This window comes from uncultured Flavobacterium sp., assembly GCF_937967675.1.
Taxonomy (GTDB): domain Bacteria; phylum Bacteroidota; class Bacteroidia; order Flavobacteriales; family Flavobacteriaceae; genus Flavobacterium.
In genome coordinates this window covers 1-21327 of the sequence record NZ_CALBSN010000159.1, presented here as the reverse complement: position 1 = coordinate 21327, position 21327 = coordinate 1, and the positions used below count along the sequence as shown (strand labels likewise).

The following is a 21327-nucleotide window of genomic DNA, read 5'->3' as shown; positions in this document are numbered from 1 at the left end:
TAAAAGAAATTCCATTGGTTTCCACCTCAACACCATCGTTTACTTCTTGAAAACTCGTTACCGTTTGACTGTTTAAAATCAGGATGTCATTTTGATGTACTTTTTTTAGTAACGCTTGCATCATATTTCCAGTATCAATTTGTGCTTCGAACGGATTGAAGATTAAATTTTCGAAAATACCTCCAAAATTAAATCGATCTACTTCTTTTGAAAAAACATCGGTTTTAAAAAGCGGTTTTATGATATCATTGATAAATGGAATTTTCTGAATACATTCGTTATAGAACGATTCGTCTTCTTTCAAAAATAATTCGTAACCGCCATAAGCTTTTAAATCAATTACAGAATCACCTAGATTTTTTCGAAGCAATTGCAATCCTGCATATCGTTTTTGAATGAGTTGAATGACTTCTTCTTCGGTATGGGTTTTTAAATCGTCTATGATTTCGGAAATACTTCCAAAGCAGGCAAATCCAGCATTTTTTGTACTCGCACCTTGAGGTAAAACACCTTTTTCGAGAACTAGAATTTTGGCAGAAGGGAATCGTTCACGCAAAGCTAATGCGGTATGCAAACCCACAATTCCACTACCTACGATAGTAAAATCGACATTAGAAAACCAATTTTTTATTTCCCAATAACTAAGTTGCATTATTCTTGCGTATTAGCAGTCTTTTTTCTGGCTTTAATAGCTTTCATTATCAATGGAAAAGAAGTTACAGCAATTAAAATTAAAATAATCGTTTCAATATGTTTCTTTAAATCAATACCAAATTCTTCGTTAAAGAAACCGTACAAATAATGTCCAGCAAAAACTAAAAGAAACGACCATAAAAGCGAACTCAATACGTTATAAAACATAAATTTCCCTTTTTCCATATGAACAATTCCTGCTATGATAGGCACAAATGTTCTTACTATTGGTAAAAAACGAGCAAATATGATAGCTTTTCCACCATGTTTTTCAAAAAAAGCTTGTGATTCGTATAAATATTTCTTTTTGAAAAAGAAACTATCCTCTTTATTATATAAAAACTGACCACTTTTTGCACCAAACCAATACCCAAAAATATTTCCTAAAGTTGCTGCTGTAGCAATCAACAATGCCAAAATGGTAACATTAGACAAATCGCTTGGAATCATGAAAAAGGTTTCTACCAATTCGCGACTGTAAATTCCCGAAAGAAACAAAAGACTATCACCTGGTAAAAAGAATCCTGCAAATAAGCCTGTTTCGGCAAAAACGATGAATAAAACCATGTAAATGCCAATAGGAATTCCACCTACTTCCATAGTAATGTAGAATTCAGGATTAAAAAGTTTGGTCCAATGAAAATTATCCATGTTATTCTTCAGGTTTAGATTCCCATTTATCTATAGCAGCTGTTGACAATGCATTTCCTAAAACATTCGTCATACTTCTTGCCATATCACAAAAATGATCAATTGGTAAAATTAAGGCAATTCCTTCAGGCGGAATTCCAAACATAGCACAAGTAGCTACTACAACAATTAAAGAGGCTCTTGGTACACCTGCAACTCCTTTACTTGTTAACATTAAAACCAATAACATGGTCAATTGTTCGCCTATTGACATATCAATTCCATACACTTGCGCAATAAAAATACTAGCAAAAGTCATGTACATCATGCTACCATCTAAGTTAAACGAATAACCTAGAGGTAAGGTAAATGACACAATTTTGGGTTGACAACCAAAGCGTTCTAATTCTTCAACCATTTTTGGAAAAACAGCCTCACTACTAGTAGTTGAAAAAGCAATTAACAATGGACTTTTGATTCTTTCTAACAAGACAAATAATCGTTTCCCTAAAATAATGTACCCCACTAAAAGCAACAATAACCACAATACTAAAATCCCAACAAAAAAGGCACCTAAATATTTTGCATACAACGTGAAAACTTCAAAGCCATGTTTTGCTATAGCTCCTGCAACTGCTCCTAAAACTCCTAATGGTGCTGTCCACATGATATATGTAACCATTTTTAAAACTACGTGAGACACTGTATCTAGTAATTTCAAAATAGGTTTTGCTTCTTTTTTTGAAAATGCTGCCAAAGCCACACCAAATAAGATAGAAAAAATTACAATTTGAAGAATTTCATTGGTTGCCAAAGCTTCAAATAAACTCTTTGGAATTACATGCTTCACAAATTCTTCTAAAGAAAATCCTTTTGAATTTTCTAACAATTCAGAAGCACTAGAAGTATCTTCTAACTTAATAGAAGTTCCTTTTCCGGGAGCAAAAAAGTTAACTAAAACCATTCCAAGAAGTAATGAAATCAGTGAAGCAGAAATAAACCATGCCATTGCTTTAGCACCTACTCGCCCAACCATTTTCATATCGCCCATTTTAGCAATTCCAACTACTAAAGTTGAAAACACTAATGGTGCAATAATCATTTGAACTAAACGTATGAATATAGTTCCTAGTAATTTTATATTTTTTGAAAAAGTATCAATTGAATCTGGAAACTGGTAGTGTACAATTCCACCCATTGCAACACCAATTACAAGCGATATGATAATTAAAATGAATAGTTTATTATTTTTCACAATCTGTAAATTTTTAAGATTGTGAAAATAGGGATATTTTTTGAAAAAATTGCTACATTTAGCTTCGTTTTAAAAATAACAGATATGAAAAATTACATTTTTCTCATTTTCAGCATGATAAGTATGAGTACATTTTCACAACAAAACCTAACTCCAGAAACCTTATGGCAATTAGGAAGAGTTACACCTTTAGGAATTTCGAAAGACGGAAAACTTTTAATTTATAAAGTTGGAACACCTTCTATTGAAGAAAACAAAATCAATTCAAAATATTATACAATTCCCGTTCAAGGTGGTAATGCTACATTAGTGGAAGATTACAAATCATTATTAGCTGATAAAAATATTTCTCCTGATGGGAAAAACCTTTTATTTTCAAAAGAAGTTAAGGTAGAAAAATTATTAGGAAAAGACCTTTATCCAGAATTATCAAAAACTACGGCTCAAGTATATACTGGATTAGATTATCGTCATTGGGATACTTGGAATGACGGAACACACAACCACGTTTTCTATTCGGAAAATAAAAAAGATGCGGTTGGAATTGACATTATGCCAAACGAACCTTATGATGCACCCCAAAAACCTTTTGGTGGCGATGAAGATTATATTTGGTCAACTGATGGGACAAAAATCATCTACGTTTGTAAAAAGAAAGCCGGAACAGCTTATGCAACAAGCACGAACACCGATTTATACGAATACGATTTAGCAACCAAAACTACTAAAAACCTTACCGAAAGCAATTTAGGTTACGATACGCATCCAGTTTTTTCTCCAAAAGGCGATTTGTCTTGGTTACAAATGAAGCGCGATGGTTTTGAAGCGGATAAAAACGATATTATCGTTCGTCATAGAGGATTAGACATTAATTTAACTGCGGGTTGGGACGGAACAGTGGACAGTTTTACTTGGAGTACCGATGGGAAAAAAGTGTATTTTATTGCACCAATTAAAGGAACAAAACAACTTTTTGAAGTCAATTTCCCTGGTTTAACGAAAATTGCAGTTCGTGTAACGCAATTAACCGATGGCGATTTTGATGTGAATGCGATTGTAGGTTTTTCAGGAACTACAGTATTAGTAACTCGAAATGATATGAATCACGCTCCAGAAGTATATTCTTATGATTTAGCTAAGAAAACTTGGAAACAAATTACGAAAGTAAACGATGAAGCTTACGCTAAAATCGCTTCTTGTAAAACAGAAAAACGTTGGGTTACAACTACAGATGGTAAAAAAATGTTGGTTTGGGTAATTTTACCTCCAAATTTCGATAAAACTAAAAAATATCCAGCGCTTTTATACTGTCAAGGTGGACCACAAAGTGCGTTGACACAATCGTATTCTTTCCGTTGGAATTTCCAATTAATGGCTTCGCAAGGTTATGTAATTGTGGCACCAAATCGTAGAGGAATGCCCGGACACGGAACGGCTTGGAACGAACAAATTTCAGGCGATTGGGGCGGACAAGTTATGGATGATTACTTAGCCGCAATTGATGATGTAGCAAAAGAATCATACGTAGATAAAACGCGCTTAGGTGCTGTGGGTGCGAGTTACGGGGGTTATTCTGTATTTCAATTGGCTGGAATTCATAATAATCGTTTCAAAACGTTCATTTCGCACTGTGGTATTTTCAATACGGAAAGTATGTATGGAACTACAGAAGAAGTTTTCTTTACGAATTGGGATTCCGGTGGCGCTTATTGGGAAAAAGATAATGCAAAAGCGCAAAAAACGTATAACGAATTCAACCCAATTAAGTTGATCAACAATTGGAATACGCCAATTTTAATTATCCAAGGTGGAAAAGATTACCGAGTGCCAATTGGACAAGGACAAGAAGCTTTTCAAGCCGCACAATTAAAAGGGATTAAAAGTAAATTCTTATTGTTCCCAGATGAAAATCATTGGGTATTAAAACCTCAAAATGCGTTGGTTTGGCAAAGAGAATTTTTTGGTTGGTTGAAAGAAACGCTTTAAAAGTTCAAGGGCAAGAGCAAGTTCAATTTTCAAATTGTTCTTGTTCTTGAATTTGATTTTTGACCTTGAAAATGATGCTTTTCCAAGACATAGAACTCACTATCAAAACCTTTCACAAACATGATTTAGTGAAAGAAGCGGGTTTGTGGCTTTTAAAGATGTATGAAATGGAACATCCCAATTTTGGAGGATTTGAATTTAGAGATGAAATTCAACCCGACAGTATTTTAATGACAGCTGAAGGCATCATTGGCGGACCTCAAATCGTTAGAATTCCTAAAAATACGTTTTCATTTTCTTTGGTTTTGGTTTTGAATTTATTGGCTCACGAAATGATGCACGTAAAACAAAAAGCACCAGGAGTTGCCATGCAAGACAAAAACGAACGCGAATGGCAAGCGTATTACGAAATGTTGTTTCACAAAGAGTTTCCTTTAATTCCGAAGGCTTCTGTGCATCATCAAAAGTTTTTTGCAGAAAAAGCGATGATTTATTACAACCGTTCTGAAAAAGAAGCCAATCCGTTGCGATTGAAGTATGAAAATCAGAAAATAGAAATTGACGAATTAATTAAAAGTTTAGGATAAAAAAAGCGATTTCAAATTGAAATCGCTTTTTGCTTTTTTATTCTTGAGGGTCTTTCATTACAAAAGATTCCATGAATTTTGTAGTATAATTTCCAGCCACATAATCTGGTTCGTCCATTAATTGTCTGTGGAATGGAATGGTAGTTTTGATTCCTTCGATTACGAACTCATCTAAAGCACGCTTCATTTTATTGATAGCCTCTTCTCTAGTTTGAGCAGTTGTAATCAACTTAGCAATCATAGAGTCATAATTTGGTGGAATTGTATATCCAGCGTAAACATGTGTATCTAAACGCACTCCGTGTCCTCCTGGCGCGTGTAAAACCGTAATTTTACCTGGCGAAGGACGGAAATCATTATAAGGATCTTCAGCGTTAATACGACATTCAATAGAGTGTAATTGTGGATAATAATTTTTACCCGAAATTGGCACACCAGCTGCTACTAAAATTTGCTCACGAATTAAATCGTAATCAACTACTTGCTCCGTAATAGGATGTTCTACTTGGATACGTGTATTCATTTCCATGAAGTAGAAATTTCTGTGTTTGTCAACTAAGAATTCAACTGTTCCAGCACCTTCATATTTAATATACTCTGCTGCTTTAACAGCTGCTGTTCCCATTTTTTCACGCAATTCATCTGTCATGAATGGAGAAGGCGTTTCTTCAGTTAATTTTTGGTGACGACGTTGAACTGAACAATCTCTTTCCGAAAGGTGACATGCTTTTCCGTAAGAATCTCCAACTACTTGAATTTCGATATGACGTGGCTCTTCAATCAGTTTTTCCATGTACATACCATCATTTCCGAAGGCTGCAGCTGCTTCTTGACGCGCACTTTCCCATGCTTTTTCTAAATCTTCTTCTTTCCAAATAGCACGCATTCCTTTACCACCACCACCAGCGGTAGCTTTCATCATTACAGGATATCCAATTTCTTTTGCTACTTTTTTAGCTTGTTCGAAATCTTCTAAAATCCCTTCAGAACCTGGAACACATGGAACTCCAGCTTCAATCATCGTTGATTTTGCTGTAGCTTTATCTCCCATTTTTTCAATCATTTCTGGAGAAGCACCAATAAACTTGATACCATGCTCTTGACAAATTTTTGAAAACTTAGCATTCTCAGATAAGAATCCGTATCCTGGGTGAATAGCGTCTGCATTTGTAATTTCGGCAGCAGCTATAATATTTGACATTTTTAAGTAAGAATCTTTACTCGGTGCAGGTCCAATACAAACCGCTTCATCAGCAAATTTTACGTGTAAACTTTCAGCATCAACAGTTGAATAAACCGCAACCGTTTTGATGCCCATTTCTCTACAAGTTCTAATTACACGTAGTGCAATTTCACCTCTATTGGCAATTAATATTTTTTTAAACATGTTTTTTTAATTAGATAATTAGACCATTCTGAATTTAGAATTTAGAATTTAGAATTCAGAAAAACTGAAAACTTCTAATTTCAAATTTCTAACTTCTAACTTTATTATGATGGATCAACTAAGAATAATGGTTGATCAAATTCAACTGGAGATGAATCATCTACTAAAACTTTTACAATTTTACCAGCAATTTCAGATTCGATTTCGTTGAATAATTTCATTGCTTCAATTACACAAAGTACATCTCCTTTATTGATAGTTGAACCTACTTCAACAAACATTGGTTTGTCTGGAGCTGGTTTTCTATAGAAAGTACCAATAATTGGTGATTTTACTGTTACATATTTTGAATTGTCGTCCGCCGCTGGAGCTGCTGATGAAGCTGCTGCTGGAGTAGCTACAACTTGTGGAGCCGCAACCTGAGGAGCCGCTTGCATAGGCATTTGCTGTACATAAGTTGTTGTACTTTCTGTCCCTTCAGCAGTTGTTTTTATGGTGATTTTAAAATCGTCCATTTCTAATTTTACTTCTGTAGCACCTGATTTAGCTACAAATTTGATTAGGTTTTGAATCTCTCTAATATCCATAATATTTGATTTAGTTTAGTTTTGTTATTATTTAGTGTAAGCCCATTTTAAATAGATAGCACCCCATGTGAATCCACCACCAAAAGCTGCAAAGATAATGTTATCTCCTTTTTTCAATTGGTTTTCGAAATCTGATAATAATAAAGGTAGGGTTGCCGAAGTAGTATTTCCGTATTTTTGAATGTTGATTAGAACTTTAGCTTCGTCTAATCCCATGCGATTTGCAGTAGCATCAATAATTCTTCTGTTGGCTTGGTGCGCCACTAACCAATTGACATCATCATGAGATAAATTATTGCGCTCCATGATTTTCTCACTTACATCAGCCATTCCAGAAACAGCATATTTAAAAACTGTTTTACCGTCTTGGAAAACAAAATGTTGCTTGTTTTTTACAGTTTCTTCAGAAGGAGGCAGAATAGAACCACCTGCTTCAATTTTTAAAAATTCTCTTCCGATTCCATCGCTTTTTAAGATTTCATCTTGAAGTCCTAATCCTTCTGTGTTAGGTTCAAACAATACCGCTCCTGCTCCATCACCGAAGATGATACAAGTAGCGCGATCTGTGTAATCGATAATCGATGACATTTTATCAGAACCAATCAATAAAACTTTTTTGTATTTACCTGATGCGATATATGCAGAAGCAACTGACATTCCATATAAAAAACTTGAACAAGCAGCTTGCAAGTCAAAAGCAAAGGCATTTGTTGCTCCAATTTCTGTTGCTACAAAAACTCCTGTTGAAGCTACCGGCATATCTGGAGTTGCTGTTGACATGATTACCAAATCGATATCTTTTGGATCTAAGTTTGCTTTTTCTAATAAATTTTGAGCGGCTTTAATTGCCATGAAAGAAGTTCCTTTTCCTTCTTCTTTTAACAATCGTCTTTCTTTAATTCCGGTACGAGTGGTAATCCATTCATCATTAGTATCTACTAACGTTTCTAACACTTGATTCGACAAAACATAGTCAGGAACATAAGAACCTACTGCCGTAATTGCTGCTGTTATTTTATTCATCTTCGATTAATTTTTCTTTTTGGATTTTAAAATTCAAAAAGTGGTGGAAATTACAAAAAAAATTTCAAACGAATCCTATTCGAATTGTATTATTACAAACTCGAATAGGTATTTAACAAAAAAACTCTCACGATGTGAGAGTTTTCTCTATTTTTTTTATACAATTAAGCTACAGCTTCTGTTTTATCAATTACAACTTGACCTCTGTAGTACATTTTACCTTCATGCCAGTAAGCTCTATGGTATAAGTGAGCCTCACCAGTTACAGGACAAGTAGCAATTTGAGCAACTGTTGCTTTGTAATGCGTTCTTCTTTTATCTCTTCTTGTAGACGACTGTCTTCTCTTAGGATGTGCCATTGTTCTATTTTATTTATCCGTTAATAGTTTTTTTAAATTCTCCCATCTAGGGTCAATATCATTATTTTGTTGTTCTTCTTTCTTATGTTCTTTTGGAGAAAGCGATTCTAATTTTTCAATTACATCAGATAGCGAACCATCTTTAACACCAGGATGTATTCTTCGCAAAGGCACTGATAATATGATCGACTCATAAATATACTGTGCTACATTTACTTGAAATTCGCCATGAGGCAAAATGAGCAACTCCTCATTTTCATCATTAAAGGCATCTCCAAACTTAACTAAAAGTTTTAATTTTCCCTTAATTGGCAAATCAAACTCTTCACCTGAAACATCACAAGGCACATTTACAGTTCCTTTGTGTTTGAAATCAAGCTCAAGCATGGTGCTTTTTTTCTCTAAAACAATATCAACTTTGACTGAAACGTCATTAAATTCGTCGTAATCAAAGTTTTTAAAGAACGTATTATCTATTTGATAATCAAACTGATGCTTCCCTATTTTTAATCCCACGAATGGAATTAAATATTCTTTTAAATTGTTCATAACAACAGTTTTACCTTTTTAAAAGGTGTGCAAAGATATAAAATATTTATAAATTCAAACTAGTTGTAAACATTTTTTTGTTTATAACTGTTTTTCTTTTGTTTTTAAAGGGTTCTTTATCAGCTCTTGATAGTCATTTCTTTTCTTAAAAATATCAATTGCTAAATAAACCGCCTCTTTAAATGACTCGTGATTAGCCACTCCTTTACCTGCAATTTCATAAGCAGTTCCATGATCGGGAGAAGTTCTAATTTTATTCAATCCAGCTGTATAATTTACTCCGTTGCCAAACGATAATGTTTTAAACGGAATTAACCCTTGATCGTGATACGTTGCAATAACCGCATCATATTTCTCATATTGTGCCGAACCAAAAAACCCGTCAGCAGAAAAAGGTCCGAAAACCATATTTCCTGCTTCAAATAATTTTTTCAAAGCTGGTTTAATAATTTTTTCCTCTTCTTGACCAATTACACCATTATCACCCGAATGTGGATTTAATCCTAAAACCGCTACTTTTGGTTTTTCGATTTCAAAATCTTGTTTTAACGTTTGAATAATCGTTTTGATTTTACTCGAAATTAATTTTTCATTCAAATGTTTTGCCACTTCATTTACTGGAACGTGATCAGTCAGTAAGCCAACACGTATATCATCATGCACCATCAACATTAAAGCATCACCTTCCAATTCTTTATCTAGATAATCGGTATGACCAGGAAATTTAAAATCTTCTGATTGGATATTGTACTTATTAATAGGCGCAGTCACTAGAACATCTACTAAACCCTCTTTTAAAGCTTTTGTTGCGGCAACAAATGATTTAATGGCATAACTTCCTACAACATCATCGTTTTTCCCTAGTTCAAGATTTACTCCTTCTCGCCAAACATTAAGTACGTTAATTTTTCCAACAACTAATTGCTCAATTTTATCAATTCCATGAATCGCAATATCAACATTCAGCTCTTTTCTCAAAAAAGAAACAATCTTAGCATTTGCAAAAATTACTGGCGTACACAATTCCAACATTCGAGTATCTTCAAATGTTTTTAAAATAACTTCGCTTCCAATACCATTTAAATCTCCAATCGAAATTCCTACAATTATATTTTCTGCTTTTTTAACCATGACAAATGTGATTTATTGCTTACTTTTGATGTGCAAATTTAGTAAAATTAAATCAGTTATGTTTACCGGAATTATAGAAACCCTCGGAATTATAAAAGAAATCGAAAAAGATCAGGAAAACCTGCATGTAACGGTGGAATCCGACATTACTCATGAATTAAAAATTGATCAGAGCGTAGCACATAATGGCATTTGTTTAACGGTAGTGAAAATCGAAAACAAAAATTACACTGTAACCGCAATTAAAGAAACCATTGATAAAACTTCAATTGGAAGTTGGAAAATAGGAGACATTGTCAACCTTGAACGTGCGATGAAATTAGGTGACAGATTAGACGGTCACATCGTACAAGGCCATGTGGACCAAACTGGCACATGTACCAACATCAAAGAAGCGAATGGGAGTTGGGTTTTTACCTTTGAATATGACGCATCATTAAACAACATCACTATTGAAAAAGGTTCGATTACTGTTAACGGGACGAGTTTAACAGTTGTAAATTCGGGATTAAATACTTTTAGTGTAGCAATTATTCCATATACCTTTGACCACACTAACTTCAATAGATTCCAAATTGGCACCACAGTGAATTTAGAATTTGATGTAATTGGAAAATATGTAAATAGACTGAATGATTTAAGAAAATAAAAAAGGCTCCAATTAAGAGCCTTTTTTTATAAAAATATATTTTTTCAAAGAATAGAATCCTAAAACCAATGCTAGAAAAAAAAGTATTATAGCCATACTATCTAGTGGCAACCCTGGAGGAGGTGGCGGTGTAGGAGGAGGAGGATTAGTTCCTGCAGCAAAAATACTATGAATACCAAAAAGTACTACAATAATCACTATAATTTTATTCATATTTATTCTAATTGGGGGCAAAAGTATAATCTATGTATATACATCACTAACTAAAGAGTAATCCTTAATAATTTGTTAACTGCAACAAACTAGTTTATTAAACGACGGATATTTTTTTGTTATACTTAACAAGCTATTTTCAAAAAACTAAAAAACCAATCTGAAATGATTTTTTTAAGTGGTCCCACCTGGGCTCGAACCAGGGACCACCTGATTATGAGTCAGGTGCTCTAACCAACTGAGCTATAGGACCAATATTAAAGCTGCAATATTAAGACTATTTTTTATGGAACGCAAATCTTTTTTGCAACTTTATTTAATTTCTTGACATAGCTCTATCAAAACCCCATTTGTACCCTTTGGATGAAGAAACGCAACCAATTTATTGTCAGCACCTTTCTTTGGAATTTCATTCAAAACAACAAAACCCTCTTGTTTAAGACGGGAGATTTCTTCTAAAATATTTTCGACATCGAAAGCAATATGATGAATCCCTTCTCCTTTTTTTTCTAAAAATTTAGCTATTGGACTTTCGGAATTTGTTGCTTCTAACAATTCGATCTTATTTGGTCCATTCTTAAAAAAAGAAGTTTTTACACCCTCACTTGCCACTTCCTCTTCCTTATAAGGTGGATTACCAAATAATTTCTCAAAAAGCAGATTTGAATCCTTTAAGTTTCTTACCGCAATACCTATATGCTCTATTTTTCTCATTAATATTTAATTTTGATTGGAACAAAGTTAACAAAAATTGTTACTGAGACTAGCCAATATCTTTATGAAGAGTTAAAGAAATTTTGCTTGTTAATTTTTTTGTATTTTTGCAGCATGGAAACAAATAGACAAAAAAAAATAGGAGCACTTTTACAAAATGATTTAGTATCAATTTTACAAGGTGAAATCCGTAAAAATAACATCAATAATTTAGTAATTTCGGTTTCAAAAGTGAATGTAACCTCAGATTTGTCCATTGCAAAAATACATTTGAGTATTTTCCCAACAGAAAAAGCTTCCGAAATTTTAGCTGCTATTAAAAGTAACTCTCCGCTTATCAAACACGATTTAGCACAACGTGTAAAAAATCAATTACGTAAAGTTCCTAGTTTAATTTTCTATATCGACGATAGTTTAGATTATATTGAAAAAATCGACAAGGCTTTGTCTGGAGAAGAGAATCCTATTGAAAACAGAGATTTATTAGACAAAAGAAAGAAATCATAAATTGAAACTTTCCTTCTACATAGCTAAGCGTTATGCTATAAGTTTTAGTAAAAACAAAGCAATCAATATCATAACAGGTATTGCTTCAGTAGGCATCATTGCAAGCACTATGGCCTTATTTGTATTTTTATCTGTTTTTAGCGGATTAAAAGAATTTAGCTTAAACTTTGCAAATATTTCTAATCCTGATTTACGAGTAGAAACTAATTCAGGCAAAACTTTTTCTGTAAATCATAAACAAGAAGAATTATTACATAAAAGCAAATACATTGCTTCTTTTTCCAAAATAATTGAAGAACGTGTTTACTTTATGTACGACAACAAAGAGTTAGTAGCACATATTAAAGGTGTTGATAATCAGTTTGTAAAAGTAACAGATTTCAATAAGCATTTATATGCAGGAGAATGGTTTGAAAATAATTCTGAAAATGTAGTTATTGGTGCTGATATAAGCAGAAAATTAGGTTTAGGTTTATTTGACTATAATAATGCACTTGAAGCCTACGTCCCAAAACCTGGAAAAGGAGATATTGAAAATCCAAGCGAAGCTTTTAATAAAACTTTACTATTTCCCTCTGGTATTTACTCTATCAATGAAGAATTAGATGGTAAATATGTTTTTTGTTCTATTGGACTAGCCCAACATTTTTTAACTATGAAAAATAACGAGATTACAAATCTTGAAATCAAATTAAAACCTAATTCTGACGAAAATAAAGCCAGAGAAGAACTTAACTCTATTTTTGGTAATTCTATAAAAATAAAAAACAGAACTCAGCTAAACGATTCACTTTACAAGATGCTTCAATCTGAAAATCTGTTCATTTATTTATTTAGCACATTAGTTGTAATTCTAACATTATTTTGTTTAGCTGGAGCTATCGTAATGATTATAATTGATAAAAGAGAAAATCTTAAAACCTTATTCAACTTAGGGCTAACTCAGACTTCAATCCGTTCCATTTTTTTTACACAAGGAATTCTCATCACCATATTTGGATTAATATTAGGGTTATCATTAGCAATTGCTATAATTTTACTTCAGCAACACTTTGCTTTTATTATGATTACACCTAGCATGCCTTATCCTGTTCTTTTTGAATGGCAAAACATCTTAATTGTTATTATGACAATAGCTATTTTAGGTATAATATCTTCTTGGATTGCCTCTGGAACGGTGAATAAAAAAATTCTTTCGTAATTTTTATGTATTTTTGTTAAAACTATTCGAAAAATTGAAAGCAACAAGAAAAATCTACTTCGCCTCCGATCAACACTTTGGCGCTCCAACACCAGAATTAAGTTTTCCAAGAGAACAAAAATTCATTCAATGGTTAGATGTAGTTAAGCAAGATGCAGATGCTATCTTTTTACTTGGCGATTTATTCGATTTTTGGTTTGAATACAAAACCGTTGTCCCAAAAGGATTCGTTAGAGTTTTGGGGAAATTAGCCGAAATTAAAGACTCTGGTATTCCAATTTATTTCTTCGTTGGGAATCACGACTTATGGATGAGTGATTATTTTCAAAAAGAGTTAAACATACCTGTTTATCACGATAATCAAGAATTCACATTTAACGGAAAAACATTCTTAATTGGTCACGGCGATGGAAAAGGACCAGGTGATATGGGTTACAAACGAATGAAAAAAGTCTTCACCAATCCGTTTTCAAAATGGCTGTTTCGTTGGCTACACCCTGATATTGGTGTGAAATTAGCCCAATATTTATCCGTAAAAAACAAACTGATTTCAGGCGTAGAAGATGTAAAATATTTAGGAGAAGATAATGAATGGTTGGTTCAATATTGTAAACGAAAGTTAGAAACTAAAGAGTACAATTACTTTGTTTTTGGCCACCGTCATTTACCTTTAGAAATTGAATTAACCGAAAATTCGAAATACATCAACTTAGGCGATTGGATTGGGTATTTCACCTATGGCGTTTTTGATGGCGAAAAAATGGAATTAAAAGAATTTAAAAATTAAATCGTTTCCAAATCTTTTTCGATATCCAATTCTCTGAATTTTGGTGAGGCTACAGCAGTAACTCCCACAATTCCTAAAGTCATCATGCCACCAAAAACAACAGCTGGAACTACTCCCATAATTTTGGAAGCCAATCCACTTTCAAAAGCACCTAATTCATTTGAAGAACCTACGAAAATTGAATTCACAGAAGAAACGCGTCCACGCATGTGATCAGGTGTGTAAATTTGAAGAATCGTTTGACGAATAACTACTGAAATTCCATCCGTAACGCCACTTAAAAATAAAGCTACTACAGATAACCAAAAGTTAGTCGATAATCCGAAAACAATAATACAAACTCCAAATCCAAAAACAGCTAACAATAACTTTTTACCCGCTTTTTGATGTAACGGGATTGAAGTTGAAATCAACATAGTAATTAAGCCACCGATAGCTGGAGCAGCTCTTAAAATTCCAAAACCTTCCGAACCGACTTTTAATATATCTTGTGCAAAAATGGGTAATAAAGCAACGGCTCCACCAAACAAAACCGCAAACATATCTAAAGAAATTGCATTTAAAATTGGCTTTGAACTAATGACAAAAGACAACCCTTCTTTCAAACTTTTAAAAATGGGTTCGCCTATTTTTGGATTTAAAATCGGTTTTCTTTCAATTTGTGTCAATACGATTAAAGCCATAATCACACAAAAAACTACAAAAACCAACGACCAAAACGCACCAACCCAACCAATAGCGAATCCCGCCAATGCTGGACCAATTACAGCCGCAACTTGCCAAGTAGAACTACTCCATGTCGCCGCATTAGGTTGTTCTTTTTTGGGAATAATCAATCCTAACAAACTAAAAACCGACGGAATTAAAAACGCACGAATGATTCCGCCTACAAAAACTAGAGCGTAAATTCCGTACAAAATAGTATTTTTTGAAAAAGAATTGATAAAATTCGGATGCACTAACAAACACATCAAAGCACTGATTGTTGCTAATCCAGAAAAACATTTGATTAGCAAACCTTTCTTTTCATTTTGATCTACAATATGTCCAGCAAACAACGCCATACTTATTGCAGGAATGATTTCCATTAAACCAATTAATCCCAATGATAGCGGGTCTTTCGTGATACGATACACTTCCCACTCAATCAATACAAATTGCATCGACCAGGCCAATACAATAAACAATCGCATGGCTAAAAACCAGCGAAATTCGGGTATTCGTAAAGATGAAAATGGGTCTTTTTTAGCCATTTGAAGCATTGATATCGCGTAATTGCAGTTGCAAAGTTACAGTATCTTTCCATTCATTTTCTTCTAAAGAGAAAATTGCATCAAATTTATTTTTGTTGGCAACCCAATCTAATTTATTTCCCAATCCAAAACCAATAGCTCCAAAAGATTCCGAATTTCCTTGTTTTACGAATGCTTTCAAATGTTCGTTATCCGAACCCAATGTTTTCGCATAGCCTGAATCTGTCAATCCTTTTGCTAAAAACAAAGGTGTCATATTTTCAGGTCCGAAAGGTTCGAATTGTTTTAATAAGCGCATCAATTTCGAATTGATTTCGGATAATTCGATTTCGGCATCGTATGAAATTTCTGGAGTTAACAAATCCGGGTGAATGGTTTCTTGCACGACTTTTTCGAAAGCATTTTTGAAATTTTCGTAGTTTTCTTCCAAAAGCGTCATTCCAGCCGCATACATGTGACCTCCGAATTGTTCCAAATGTTCGGCACAAGCTTCCAATGCATTATACACGTCAAAATCTTTTACAGAACGTGCCGAAGCTGCTAATTTTTCACCACTTTTTGTAAAAACAATAGTTGGACGATAGTAATTTTCTACCAATCTTGAAGCAACAATTCCAATTACACCTTTATGCCAATTTTCTTGATATACAACAGTTGAAAATCGGTTTTGTTCGTTATTTTCTTCGATTTGAAGTAAGGCTTCTTTAGTAATTTGTTTGTCTAATTCTTTTCTATCGGAATTATGTTGCTCGATTTCGGAAGCGAATTGTTCGGCTTGGTCTAAATCGTATTCCGTTAATAAAGCTACCGCTTCATTTCCATGTTTGATTCTTCCAGCGGCATTGATTCTTGGCGCTACGATGAAAACCACATCCGTTATCGTCAGTGCTTTTTTCTTCACATTTTGAATCAATGCTTTTATTCCTGGTCGTGGGTTAGAATTAATCACTTCCAAACCAAATTTCGCCAATACTCGATTTTCACCATTAATCGGAACAATATCAGCCGCAATTGCAGTCGCTACTAAATCTAAATATTCTACTAAATCTTCAATGGTTTGGTTTCGATTTTCGGCTAAAGCTTGAATTAATTTGAATCCTACACCACAACCACACAATTCGTCATACGGATACGAACAATCCTCTCGTTTTGGATCTAAAACTGCAATCGCATCAGGCAATATATCACCTGGTCGGTGATGGTCGCAAATAATAAAATCGATGTTTTTTGCTTTGGCGTAATTTACGTGGTCAATCGATTTGATACCACAATCCAAAGCGATGATTAAGGAAATATCGTTGTCTTCGGCATAGTCAATTCCCACATAGGAAATGCCATAACCTTCTGCATATCTATCAGGAATGTAAGTTGCAACATTCGGATAAAAACTTCGTAAATAACTAGAAACTAAGGAAACAGCGGTTGTTCCATCAACATCGTAATCACCGAAAACTAAGATATTTTCGTTGTTAGCAATGGCTTTTTCGATTCGCGCCACAGCTTTGTCCATATCTTTCATGAGATACGGATTGTGCAAATCGGCTAAAGTGGGACGAAAAAAGGTTTTGGCTTGTTCGAAGGTTTCGATTCCTCTTTGAACTAAAAGTGTCGCAATAATTTCATCGACTTGAAGTGCTTGCTGAATGGCTTGTACTTTTTCTGGATTTGGCTTAGATTTTGGATTCCAACGCATAGTTTAATTACGAATTAAAAATTATGAATTATTTTATTTTGGCTTATATACTTAAATGACAAAGGTATAAATATTTTTGAATTTACTTAATGAAAAAAATTAACCACATAGAAACATAGGTTGATTTTTATCAAAATAGTTGTTACACTTTTTATAGGTTAGATAGGCTTTGTGTATTCAGCATGAACTAAAACTAACTTTTTTATCTATGTTTCTATGTGGTAAACCCTTTTAATTAAATTCTATGATAAAAAATCGCCACCTCAACTTTTGCAAATTGTCGGAACATTTCCATTACACCACAGTATTTTTCAACCGATAAATTCACAGCTTTTTCAAGTTTTTTCTCATCTAAATTACCACCATAAAAATGATAATCTACTTTTACTTTGTGATACGTTTTTGGATGTTCTTCAGTTAGTTCACCTGAAGTTTCAATTTTGAAATCGGCTACTTCTAACTTCATTTTTTCCATTAAAGAAGCTACATCTAAACCCGTGCAACCCGCTAAAGCCGATAACATCAACGCTTTTGGACGCAAGCCTTTTCCTTCGCCTCCATTTTCAGGACCAGCATCAATTGAAATAATATCGCCACTAGGGTTCGTGGACTCAAATTGCATGTTACCTTTCCAGGTGGTGATTATATTGTGTGTTTCCATAGATTCATTTTTTTCAAATTTAAGCAAATTACTTTTTGTAACAGAAAAAGTGTTTTTATGTTTTAATTATATAACAAATTAATTAATCTTTTACAAATGAGCAAAAAGTATTACAAAAACCCAGAAAGAAGAATCAAAATCAACAAAAAAGTCATCATTTATCTGATAATAATTATTGGAATTTCAAAACTAATTGAAAAAGAAAATCACACAAATTCTATTGAAATTATAGAATTTGTCAAAAATCCTTTAAATATAATAGCAATTATTAGTCTTTTCAGACCTTTTTTAATTATTGAACCAAGCAAAAAAGAACTTTATGTAAATATTGAAGAAGAATTTGAAAGATTAAAAAAACAAGATAAAATTAATGCTCAAATTGAAAAAAATGCTAGTTTATAGAAATCATTTTTTACCTCCCACAACCACAACAATTTCCCCTTTAGCTGGTTTCGCTTCAAAGTGTTTTAGTACTTCTTCGGCAGTTCCTCTTACGGTTTCTTCGTGTAATTTGGATAATTCTCGAGAAACAGAAACCGGTCTGTCGGTCCCGAAATATTGTGCAAATTCGGCTAAGGTTTTGTTTAATTTGTGTGGCGATACATAGAAAATCATGGTGCGATATTCTTCTTGTAAGGCTAAAAATCGGGTTTGTCTTCCTTTTTTATCGGGTAAAAAGCCTTCGAATACGAATTTATCATTGGGTAAACCACTATTTACTAAAGCCGGTACAAAAGCAGTTGCGCCTGGCAAACATTCCACGGCAATTCCGTTTTCTACACAAGCGCGCGTAAGCAAAAAACCTGGGTCAGATATTGCTGGAGTTCCCGCATCGCTAATTAAAGCAATGGTTTCGCCTGCTTGTAAACGCTTCACCAAATTTTCAACGGTTTTGTGTTCGTTGTGCATGTGGTGGCTGTGCATGTGTGTAGCAATTTCGAAGTGTTTTAGCAATTTTCCGCTGGTACGCGTGTCTTCTGCTAAAATTAAATCGACTTCTTTTAGTACTTTAATAGCACGAAAAGTCATGTCTTCTAAATTGCCAATTGGCGTTGGAACGATATATAATTTACTCATTTAAAACTATTTATAAACACAAATTTCACGAATTAGCACGAATTAACTATGTAGGCTAAGAAAAACTCAAACAATAAAAAAACCTATGTTTCTATGTGGTTAAACTAAAAACTCGAACTTCAAGAATTAGCACGAATTAACTATGTAGGCTAAACAAAACTCAAACAATAAAAAAACTATGTTTCTATGTGGTTAAATTAAAAACTCGAACTTCAAGAATTAGCACAAATTCACAAAAGAAATCTGTGACTGAAAACTGAGACTGCGACTAAAAACTAACTAAACTTTTTCTCCACAATTTCCATGAAACGCGTTTCGAATTCTTCAGCACCTTCCCAATTGTTATAATCCGGCTTTACGAAATCATCTACGAAAGCTTTTGCTTCTTCAAAACTATCAAACGTATTCAATTGCGAAACCACACGGTTAAAATCATCCGAACTACCACCAAATAATTTCTTTTCAAATCCAATTCTATCATTTAAGCCAAAAGTAATAGCCTTATTCAATCTATCATTTAACGAACTGTTTTTTGGTTCTTGGCTTACTTTTTCAAAAGTTACTTTAACTTCTTCTTCTAATACTTTTGGTTCTTCAGCAAAAATTGGTTCAGCTTGAATTTCTTCCTTAACTTCTTCAACTGGCATTAGAGCTTCAAAAACAGTTTCAGTAACTTTTTCAACTTCTGCTGGAACGTCTTCTACCTTCACAAAATCCAATTCTTGGTAATCGTGTACCAATAAATCTTCAAACGAAATTTGTTTCGCTGGCTCCTTAGTTTTTGGTTCCGAAACTTCGGAAGCGGCAACTGGTGCTTCTTCGATAATTTCCTCTTCAATTGGTTCTTCATCCATTGAAGTAATCAATACTTCCTCCTCTTCGTCTTCATCATCTTCAACGATTAACTCCGCCACCACAATTTTTTCTTCTTCTACTGGAGTTTCTTCCACTTTTTCTTCTGCAATTGGTTCCGAAACTTCGGAATCAACCTCTACTTCCCTTTCAGGTGCAATTTCTTCCACAACCGCGATTGGTTGTTCAAAAATATCGGCTTGCTTTCCTTCTAATTTCGCTTCTAAAACTTCTTCTGAAATTTCGTTTTTCACCAATTCGAAATTCTCTTCATAAAAGCGTAAAATCGTTAATTGATCGTACAAATTTTTAGCTTCTTGCTGCAATTGAACGGTTTCTGAATGGTTTTTCAACTTTAAAATTCGGTGGGCAATACTGATTAATTCAGCGCTTACTCTTTTCTTCATAACTTTATTGGATGGAATTGAATATATCGATACTTTTTTAATAATTTTGTTTTGATTACAAATGTAACAGAAAATAATTTTTAACGTACGAAAGATACAAAATGTTTCTCGAAAATACCGTAAATCAACAAGAACAATTTGGCTGGATTGAAGTAATTTGTGGCTCCATGTTTTCGGGTAAAACCGAAGAATTAATTCGCCGCTTAAAACGCGCTCAATTTGCTAAACAAAAAGTAGAAATCTTCAAACCGGCTGTCGATACAAGATATGACGACGAAATGGTGGTTTCGCACAACAAAAATGAAATTCGTTCTACACCAGTTCCTGTTGCTGAAAATATTCGAATTTTAGCTCAAGGCTGCGATGTCGTAGGTATTGACGAAGCGCAGTTTTTCGACGAAGAAATTGTTGCCGTTTGTAATGATTTAGCCAACTCGGGAATTCGAGTTATCGTGGCTGGATTGGACATGGATTTTAAAGGAAATCCGTTCGGACCGATGCCTGGACTTATGGCTACAGCCGAATATGTTACCAAAGTGCACGCCGTTTGTACTCGTACCGGAAATTTAGCGCATTATAGTTTTAGAAAATCGGATGATAAAAGATTGGTTATGCTTGGCGAAACAGAAGAATATGAACCGTTAAGTCGTGCTGCCTATTTTAAAGCCATGCGTGAAAACATGGAAGTAAAAGATGTTGAAATTGTAAACAAGCAAAAAGAAGATAACCAATAAATTGAATCTCAACCTTACTCATATTATTTCATTTTGTAAAGGCGTTTTTCACGGAAATTCGACTGAGTTTACCGCAAGTCATATTTCGATTGACAGCCGTTCGTTACAAAATGGAAGCAACACTTTGTTTTTTGCTATCAAAGGACAAAATCACGATGCACATTTGTACTTGGAAGAGTTGATTGCAAAAGGCGTTCGCTATTTTGTGGTAGAATATATTCCGGAACATGTATACGAAAAAGCGAATTTCATTATCGTTGAAAATTCGTTAAAAGCGCTACAACAAACTGCTATTGGCTACCGAAAACAATTCGATTTTCCATTTGTGGGAATTACGGGAAGCAACGGAAAAACCATCGTAAAAGAATGGTTGAATTTCTTATTAAGTCCGA

General features: G+C 33.8%; 25 protein-coding genes and 1 tRNA gene. 9 read left to right on the top strand and 17 right to left on the bottom strand.

Features of this window, described 5'->3' with window-relative positions; all coding sequences use genetic code 11:
- The 3 genes from Q0075_RS10635 to Q0075_RS10625 all read right to left on the bottom strand — a co-directional run.
- Positions 1-652: FAD-dependent oxidoreductase (locus Q0075_RS10635; protein ID WP_297869485.1), on the bottom strand; the 652-nt coding region annotated here is incomplete at its 3' end.
- Entirely contained in the window at positions 652-1344 is a 693-nt protein-coding gene (locus Q0075_RS10630; protein ID WP_297869484.1) for a VTT domain-containing protein, read from the bottom strand. The genes Q0075_RS10630 and Q0075_RS10635, both read right to left, overlap by 1 nt.
- Before the next feature lies 1 nt (position 1345).
- Positions 1346-2581: a dicarboxylate/amino acid:cation symporter gene (locus tag Q0075_RS10625; RefSeq protein WP_297869488.1), complete on the bottom strand. Its 1236-nt coding sequence runs from the start codon at positions 2579-2581 to the stop codon at positions 1346-1348.
- A gap of 81 nt (positions 2582-2662) precedes the next feature.
- Here Q0075_RS10625 and Q0075_RS10620 point away from each other — a divergent pair, with 81 nt between their 5' ends.
- Together Q0075_RS10620 and Q0075_RS10615 are read left to right on the top strand one after the other, a co-directional pair.
- Positions 2663-4564: a S9 family peptidase gene (locus Q0075_RS10620; protein WP_297869483.1), complete on the top strand. Its 1902-nt coding sequence runs from the start codon at positions 2663-2665 to the stop codon at positions 4562-4564.
- Between the two features lie 71 nt (positions 4565-4635).
- Complete coding sequence (locus Q0075_RS10615; RefSeq protein WP_366798459.1) at positions 4636-5151, top strand: hypothetical protein; 516 nt, start codon at positions 4636-4638, stop codon at positions 5149-5151.
- Between the two features lie 37 nt (positions 5152-5188).
- On the opposite strand, the gene accC is transcribed toward Q0075_RS10615, so the two are convergent.
- The 6 genes from accC to pdxA form a co-directional block, all read right to left on the bottom strand.
- Positions 5189-6538, bottom strand: coding sequence for an acetyl-CoA carboxylase biotin carboxylase subunit (accC, locus tag Q0075_RS10610; RefSeq protein WP_297869482.1), 1350 nt, complete (start codon positions 6536-6538; stop codon positions 5189-5191).
- A 104-nt stretch (positions 6539-6642) separates the two neighbouring features.
- A complete protein-coding gene (gene accB / locus Q0075_RS10605) occupies positions 6643-7125 on the bottom strand; it encodes an acetyl-CoA carboxylase biotin carboxyl carrier protein (protein WP_297869481.1) in 483 nt (160 codons plus the stop codon).
- A 27-nt stretch (positions 7126-7152) separates the two neighbouring features.
- The gene (locus tag Q0075_RS10600; RefSeq protein ID WP_297869480.1) at positions 7153-8148 is read right to left on the bottom strand and encodes a beta-ketoacyl-ACP synthase III; all 996 of its coding nucleotides are present in this window, start codon (positions 8146-8148) and stop codon (positions 7153-7155) included.
- 164 nt (positions 8149-8312) lie between these two features.
- Positions 8313-8507 carry a 50S ribosomal protein L32 gene (rpmF, locus tag Q0075_RS10595; protein ID WP_231842507.1) on the bottom strand — a complete coding sequence of 65 codons (195 nt, stop codon included), beginning with the start codon at positions 8505-8507 and terminating at the stop codon, positions 8313-8315.
- 9 nt (positions 8508-8516) lie between these two features.
- Positions 8517-9056 (bottom strand): DUF177 domain-containing protein, encoded by a 540-nt coding sequence (locus tag Q0075_RS10590; protein WP_297869479.1) that lies wholly within the window; start codon positions 9054-9056, stop codon positions 8517-8519.
- A gap of 81 nt (positions 9057-9137) precedes the next feature.
- Entirely contained in the window at positions 9138-10187 is a 1050-nt protein-coding gene (gene pdxA / locus Q0075_RS10585; protein ID WP_297869478.1) for a 4-hydroxythreonine-4-phosphate dehydrogenase PdxA, read from the bottom strand.
- Between the two features lie 58 nt (positions 10188-10245).
- On the opposite strand from pdxA, the gene Q0075_RS10580 reads away from it, so the two are divergent.
- Complete coding sequence (locus Q0075_RS10580; RefSeq protein WP_297869477.1) at positions 10246-10836, top strand: riboflavin synthase; 591 nt, start codon at positions 10246-10248, stop codon at positions 10834-10836.
- 12 nt (positions 10837-10848) lie between these two features.
- On the opposite strand, the gene Q0075_RS10575 is transcribed toward Q0075_RS10580, so the two are convergent.
- The 3 genes from Q0075_RS10575 to mce form a co-directional block, all read right to left on the bottom strand.
- Entirely contained in the window at positions 10849-11049 is a 201-nt protein-coding gene (locus Q0075_RS10575) for a hypothetical protein (protein ID WP_297869476.1), read from the bottom strand.
- Between the two features lie 179 nt (positions 11050-11228).
- A tRNA-Ile gene (locus Q0075_RS10570) sits at positions 11229-11302 on the bottom strand.
- A gap of 59 nt (positions 11303-11361) precedes the next feature.
- Positions 11362-11763, bottom strand: coding sequence for a methylmalonyl-CoA epimerase (gene mce / locus Q0075_RS10565; RefSeq protein WP_297869475.1), 402 nt, complete (start codon positions 11761-11763; stop codon positions 11362-11364).
- Between the two features lie 114 nt (positions 11764-11877).
- Here mce and rbfA point away from each other — a divergent pair, with 114 nt between their 5' ends.
- The 3 genes from rbfA to Q0075_RS10550 are packed head-to-tail and all read left to right on the top strand — an operon-like array spanning position 11878 to position 14258.
- A complete protein-coding gene (rbfA, locus tag Q0075_RS10560) occupies positions 11878-12270 on the top strand; it encodes a 30S ribosome-binding factor RbfA (protein ID WP_297869474.1) in 393 nt (130 codons plus the stop codon).
- Position 12271: 1 nt separating this feature from the next.
- Positions 12272-13471, top strand: a complete 1200-nt coding sequence (locus tag Q0075_RS10555) for an FtsX-like permease family protein (protein ID WP_297869473.1) — start codon at positions 12272-12274, stop codon at positions 13469-13471.
- A gap of 34 nt (positions 13472-13505) precedes the next feature.
- Positions 13506-14258, top strand: coding sequence for a UDP-2,3-diacylglucosamine diphosphatase (locus tag Q0075_RS10550; RefSeq protein ID WP_291109025.1), 753 nt, complete (start codon positions 13506-13508; stop codon positions 14256-14258).
- Here Q0075_RS10550 and Q0075_RS10545 read toward each other — a convergent pair.
- The 3 genes from Q0075_RS10545 to Q0075_RS10535 all read right to left on the bottom strand — a co-directional run bounded on the left by Q0075_RS10545 (position 14255) and on the right by Q0075_RS10535 (position 17865).
- On the bottom strand, positions 14255-15511 hold the full coding sequence (locus Q0075_RS10545; protein WP_297869472.1) for an MFS transporter: 1257 nt from the start codon (positions 15509-15511) through the stop codon (positions 14255-14257). The two genes, Q0075_RS10550 and Q0075_RS10545, sit on opposite strands and share 4 nt — an antisense overlap.
- Positions 15504-17204: a single-stranded-DNA-specific exonuclease RecJ gene (gene recJ, locus Q0075_RS10540; RefSeq protein WP_297869471.1), complete on the bottom strand. Its 1701-nt coding sequence runs from the start codon at positions 17202-17204 to the stop codon at positions 15504-15506. Before recJ ends, Q0075_RS10545 begins: the two co-directional genes overlap by 8 nt.
- 235 nt (positions 17205-17439) lie before the next feature.
- Positions 17440-17865, bottom strand: a complete 426-nt coding sequence (locus tag Q0075_RS10535) for an OsmC family protein (protein ID WP_297869470.1) — start codon at positions 17863-17865, stop codon at positions 17440-17442.
- Between the two features lie 96 nt (positions 17866-17961).
- On the opposite strand from Q0075_RS10535, the gene Q0075_RS10530 reads away from it, so the two are divergent.
- A complete protein-coding gene (locus Q0075_RS10530; protein WP_297869469.1) occupies positions 17962-18267 on the top strand; it encodes a hypothetical protein in 306 nt (101 codons plus the stop codon).
- A 3-nt stretch (positions 18268-18270) separates the two neighbouring features.
- Here Q0075_RS10530 and rsmI read toward each other — a convergent pair whose 3' ends face one another.
- A complete protein-coding gene (gene rsmI, locus Q0075_RS10525) occupies positions 18271-18942 on the bottom strand; it encodes a 16S rRNA (cytidine(1402)-2'-O)-methyltransferase (protein WP_297869468.1) in 672 nt (223 codons plus the stop codon).
- Between the two features lie 275 nt (positions 18943-19217).
- A complete protein-coding gene (locus tag Q0075_RS10520; RefSeq protein ID WP_297869467.1) occupies positions 19218-20201 on the bottom strand; it encodes a hypothetical protein in 984 nt (327 codons plus the stop codon).
- 101 nt (positions 20202-20302) lie between these two features.
- Here Q0075_RS10520 and Q0075_RS10515 point away from each other — a divergent pair, with 101 nt between their 5' ends.
- Positions 20303-20935: a thymidine kinase gene (locus Q0075_RS10515; protein WP_297869466.1), complete on the top strand. Its 633-nt coding sequence runs from the start codon at positions 20303-20305 to the stop codon at positions 20933-20935.
- 82 nt (positions 20936-21017) lie between these two features.
- Positions 21018-21327 (top strand): Mur ligase domain-containing protein (locus Q0075_RS10510; protein ID WP_297869486.1); only part of this gene is annotated, 310 nt, incomplete at its 3' end.

Coding starts and splice junctions, on each gene's coding strand:
- Q0075_RS10630 (WP_297869484.1), bottom strand. CDS start 1,344: ATGGATAATTTTCATTGGACCAAACTTTTTAATCCTGAATTCTACATT.
- Q0075_RS10620 (WP_297869483.1), top strand. CDS start 2,663: ATGAAAAATTACATTTTTCTCATTTTCAGCATGATAAGTATGAGTACA.
- Q0075_RS10615 (WP_366798459.1), top strand. CDS start 4,636: ATGATGCTTTTCCAAGACATAGAACTCACTATCAAAACCTTTCACAAA.
- accC (WP_297869482.1), bottom strand. CDS start 6,538: ATGTTTAAAAAAATATTAATTGCCAATAGAGGTGAAATTGCACTACGT.
- accB (WP_297869481.1), bottom strand. CDS start 7,125: ATGGATATTAGAGAGATTCAAAACCTAATCAAATTTGTAGCTAAATCA.
- Q0075_RS10600 (WP_297869480.1), bottom strand. CDS start 8,148: ATGAATAAAATAACAGCAGCAATTACGGCAGTAGGTTCTTATGTTCCT.
- rpmF (WP_231842507.1), bottom strand. CDS start 8,507: ATGGCACATCCTAAGAGAAGACAGTCGTCTACAAGAAGAGATAAAAGA.
- Q0075_RS10590 (WP_297869479.1), bottom strand. CDS start 9,056: ATGAACAATTTAAAAGAATATTTAATTCCATTCGTGGGATTAAAAATA.
- pdxA (WP_297869478.1), bottom strand. CDS start 10,187: ATGGTTAAAAAAGCAGAAAATATAATTGTAGGAATTTCGATTGGAGAT.
- Q0075_RS10580 (WP_297869477.1), top strand. CDS start 10,246: ATGTTTACCGGAATTATAGAAACCCTCGGAATTATAAAAGAAATCGAA.
- Q0075_RS10575 (WP_297869476.1), bottom strand. CDS start 11,049: ATGAATAAAATTATAGTGATTATTGTAGTACTTTTTGGTATTCATAGT.
- mce (WP_297869475.1), bottom strand. CDS start 11,763: ATGAGAAAAATAGAGCATATAGGTATTGCGGTAAGAAACTTAAAGGAT.
- rbfA (WP_297869474.1), top strand. CDS start 11,878: ATGGAAACAAATAGACAAAAAAAAATAGGAGCACTTTTACAAAATGAT.
- Q0075_RS10545 (WP_297869472.1), bottom strand. CDS start 15,511: ATGGCTAAAAAAGACCCATTTTCATCTTTACGAATACCCGAATTTCGC.
- recJ (WP_297869471.1), bottom strand. CDS start 17,204: ATGCGTTGGAATCCAAAATCTAAGCCAAATCCAGAAAAAGTACAAGCC.
- Q0075_RS10535 (WP_297869470.1), bottom strand. CDS start 17,865: ATGGAAACACACAATATAATCACCACCTGGAAAGGTAACATGCAATTT.
- Q0075_RS10530 (WP_297869469.1), top strand. CDS start 17,962: ATGAGCAAAAAGTATTACAAAAACCCAGAAAGAAGAATCAAAATCAAC.
- rsmI (WP_297869468.1), bottom strand. CDS start 18,942: ATGAGTAAATTATATATCGTTCCAACGCCAATTGGCAATTTAGAAGAC.
- Q0075_RS10520 (WP_297869467.1), bottom strand. CDS start 20,201: ATGAAGAAAAGAGTAAGCGCTGAATTAATCAGTATTGCCCACCGAATT.
- Q0075_RS10515 (WP_297869466.1), top strand. CDS start 20,303: ATGTTTCTCGAAAATACCGTAAATCAACAAGAACAATTTGGCTGGATT.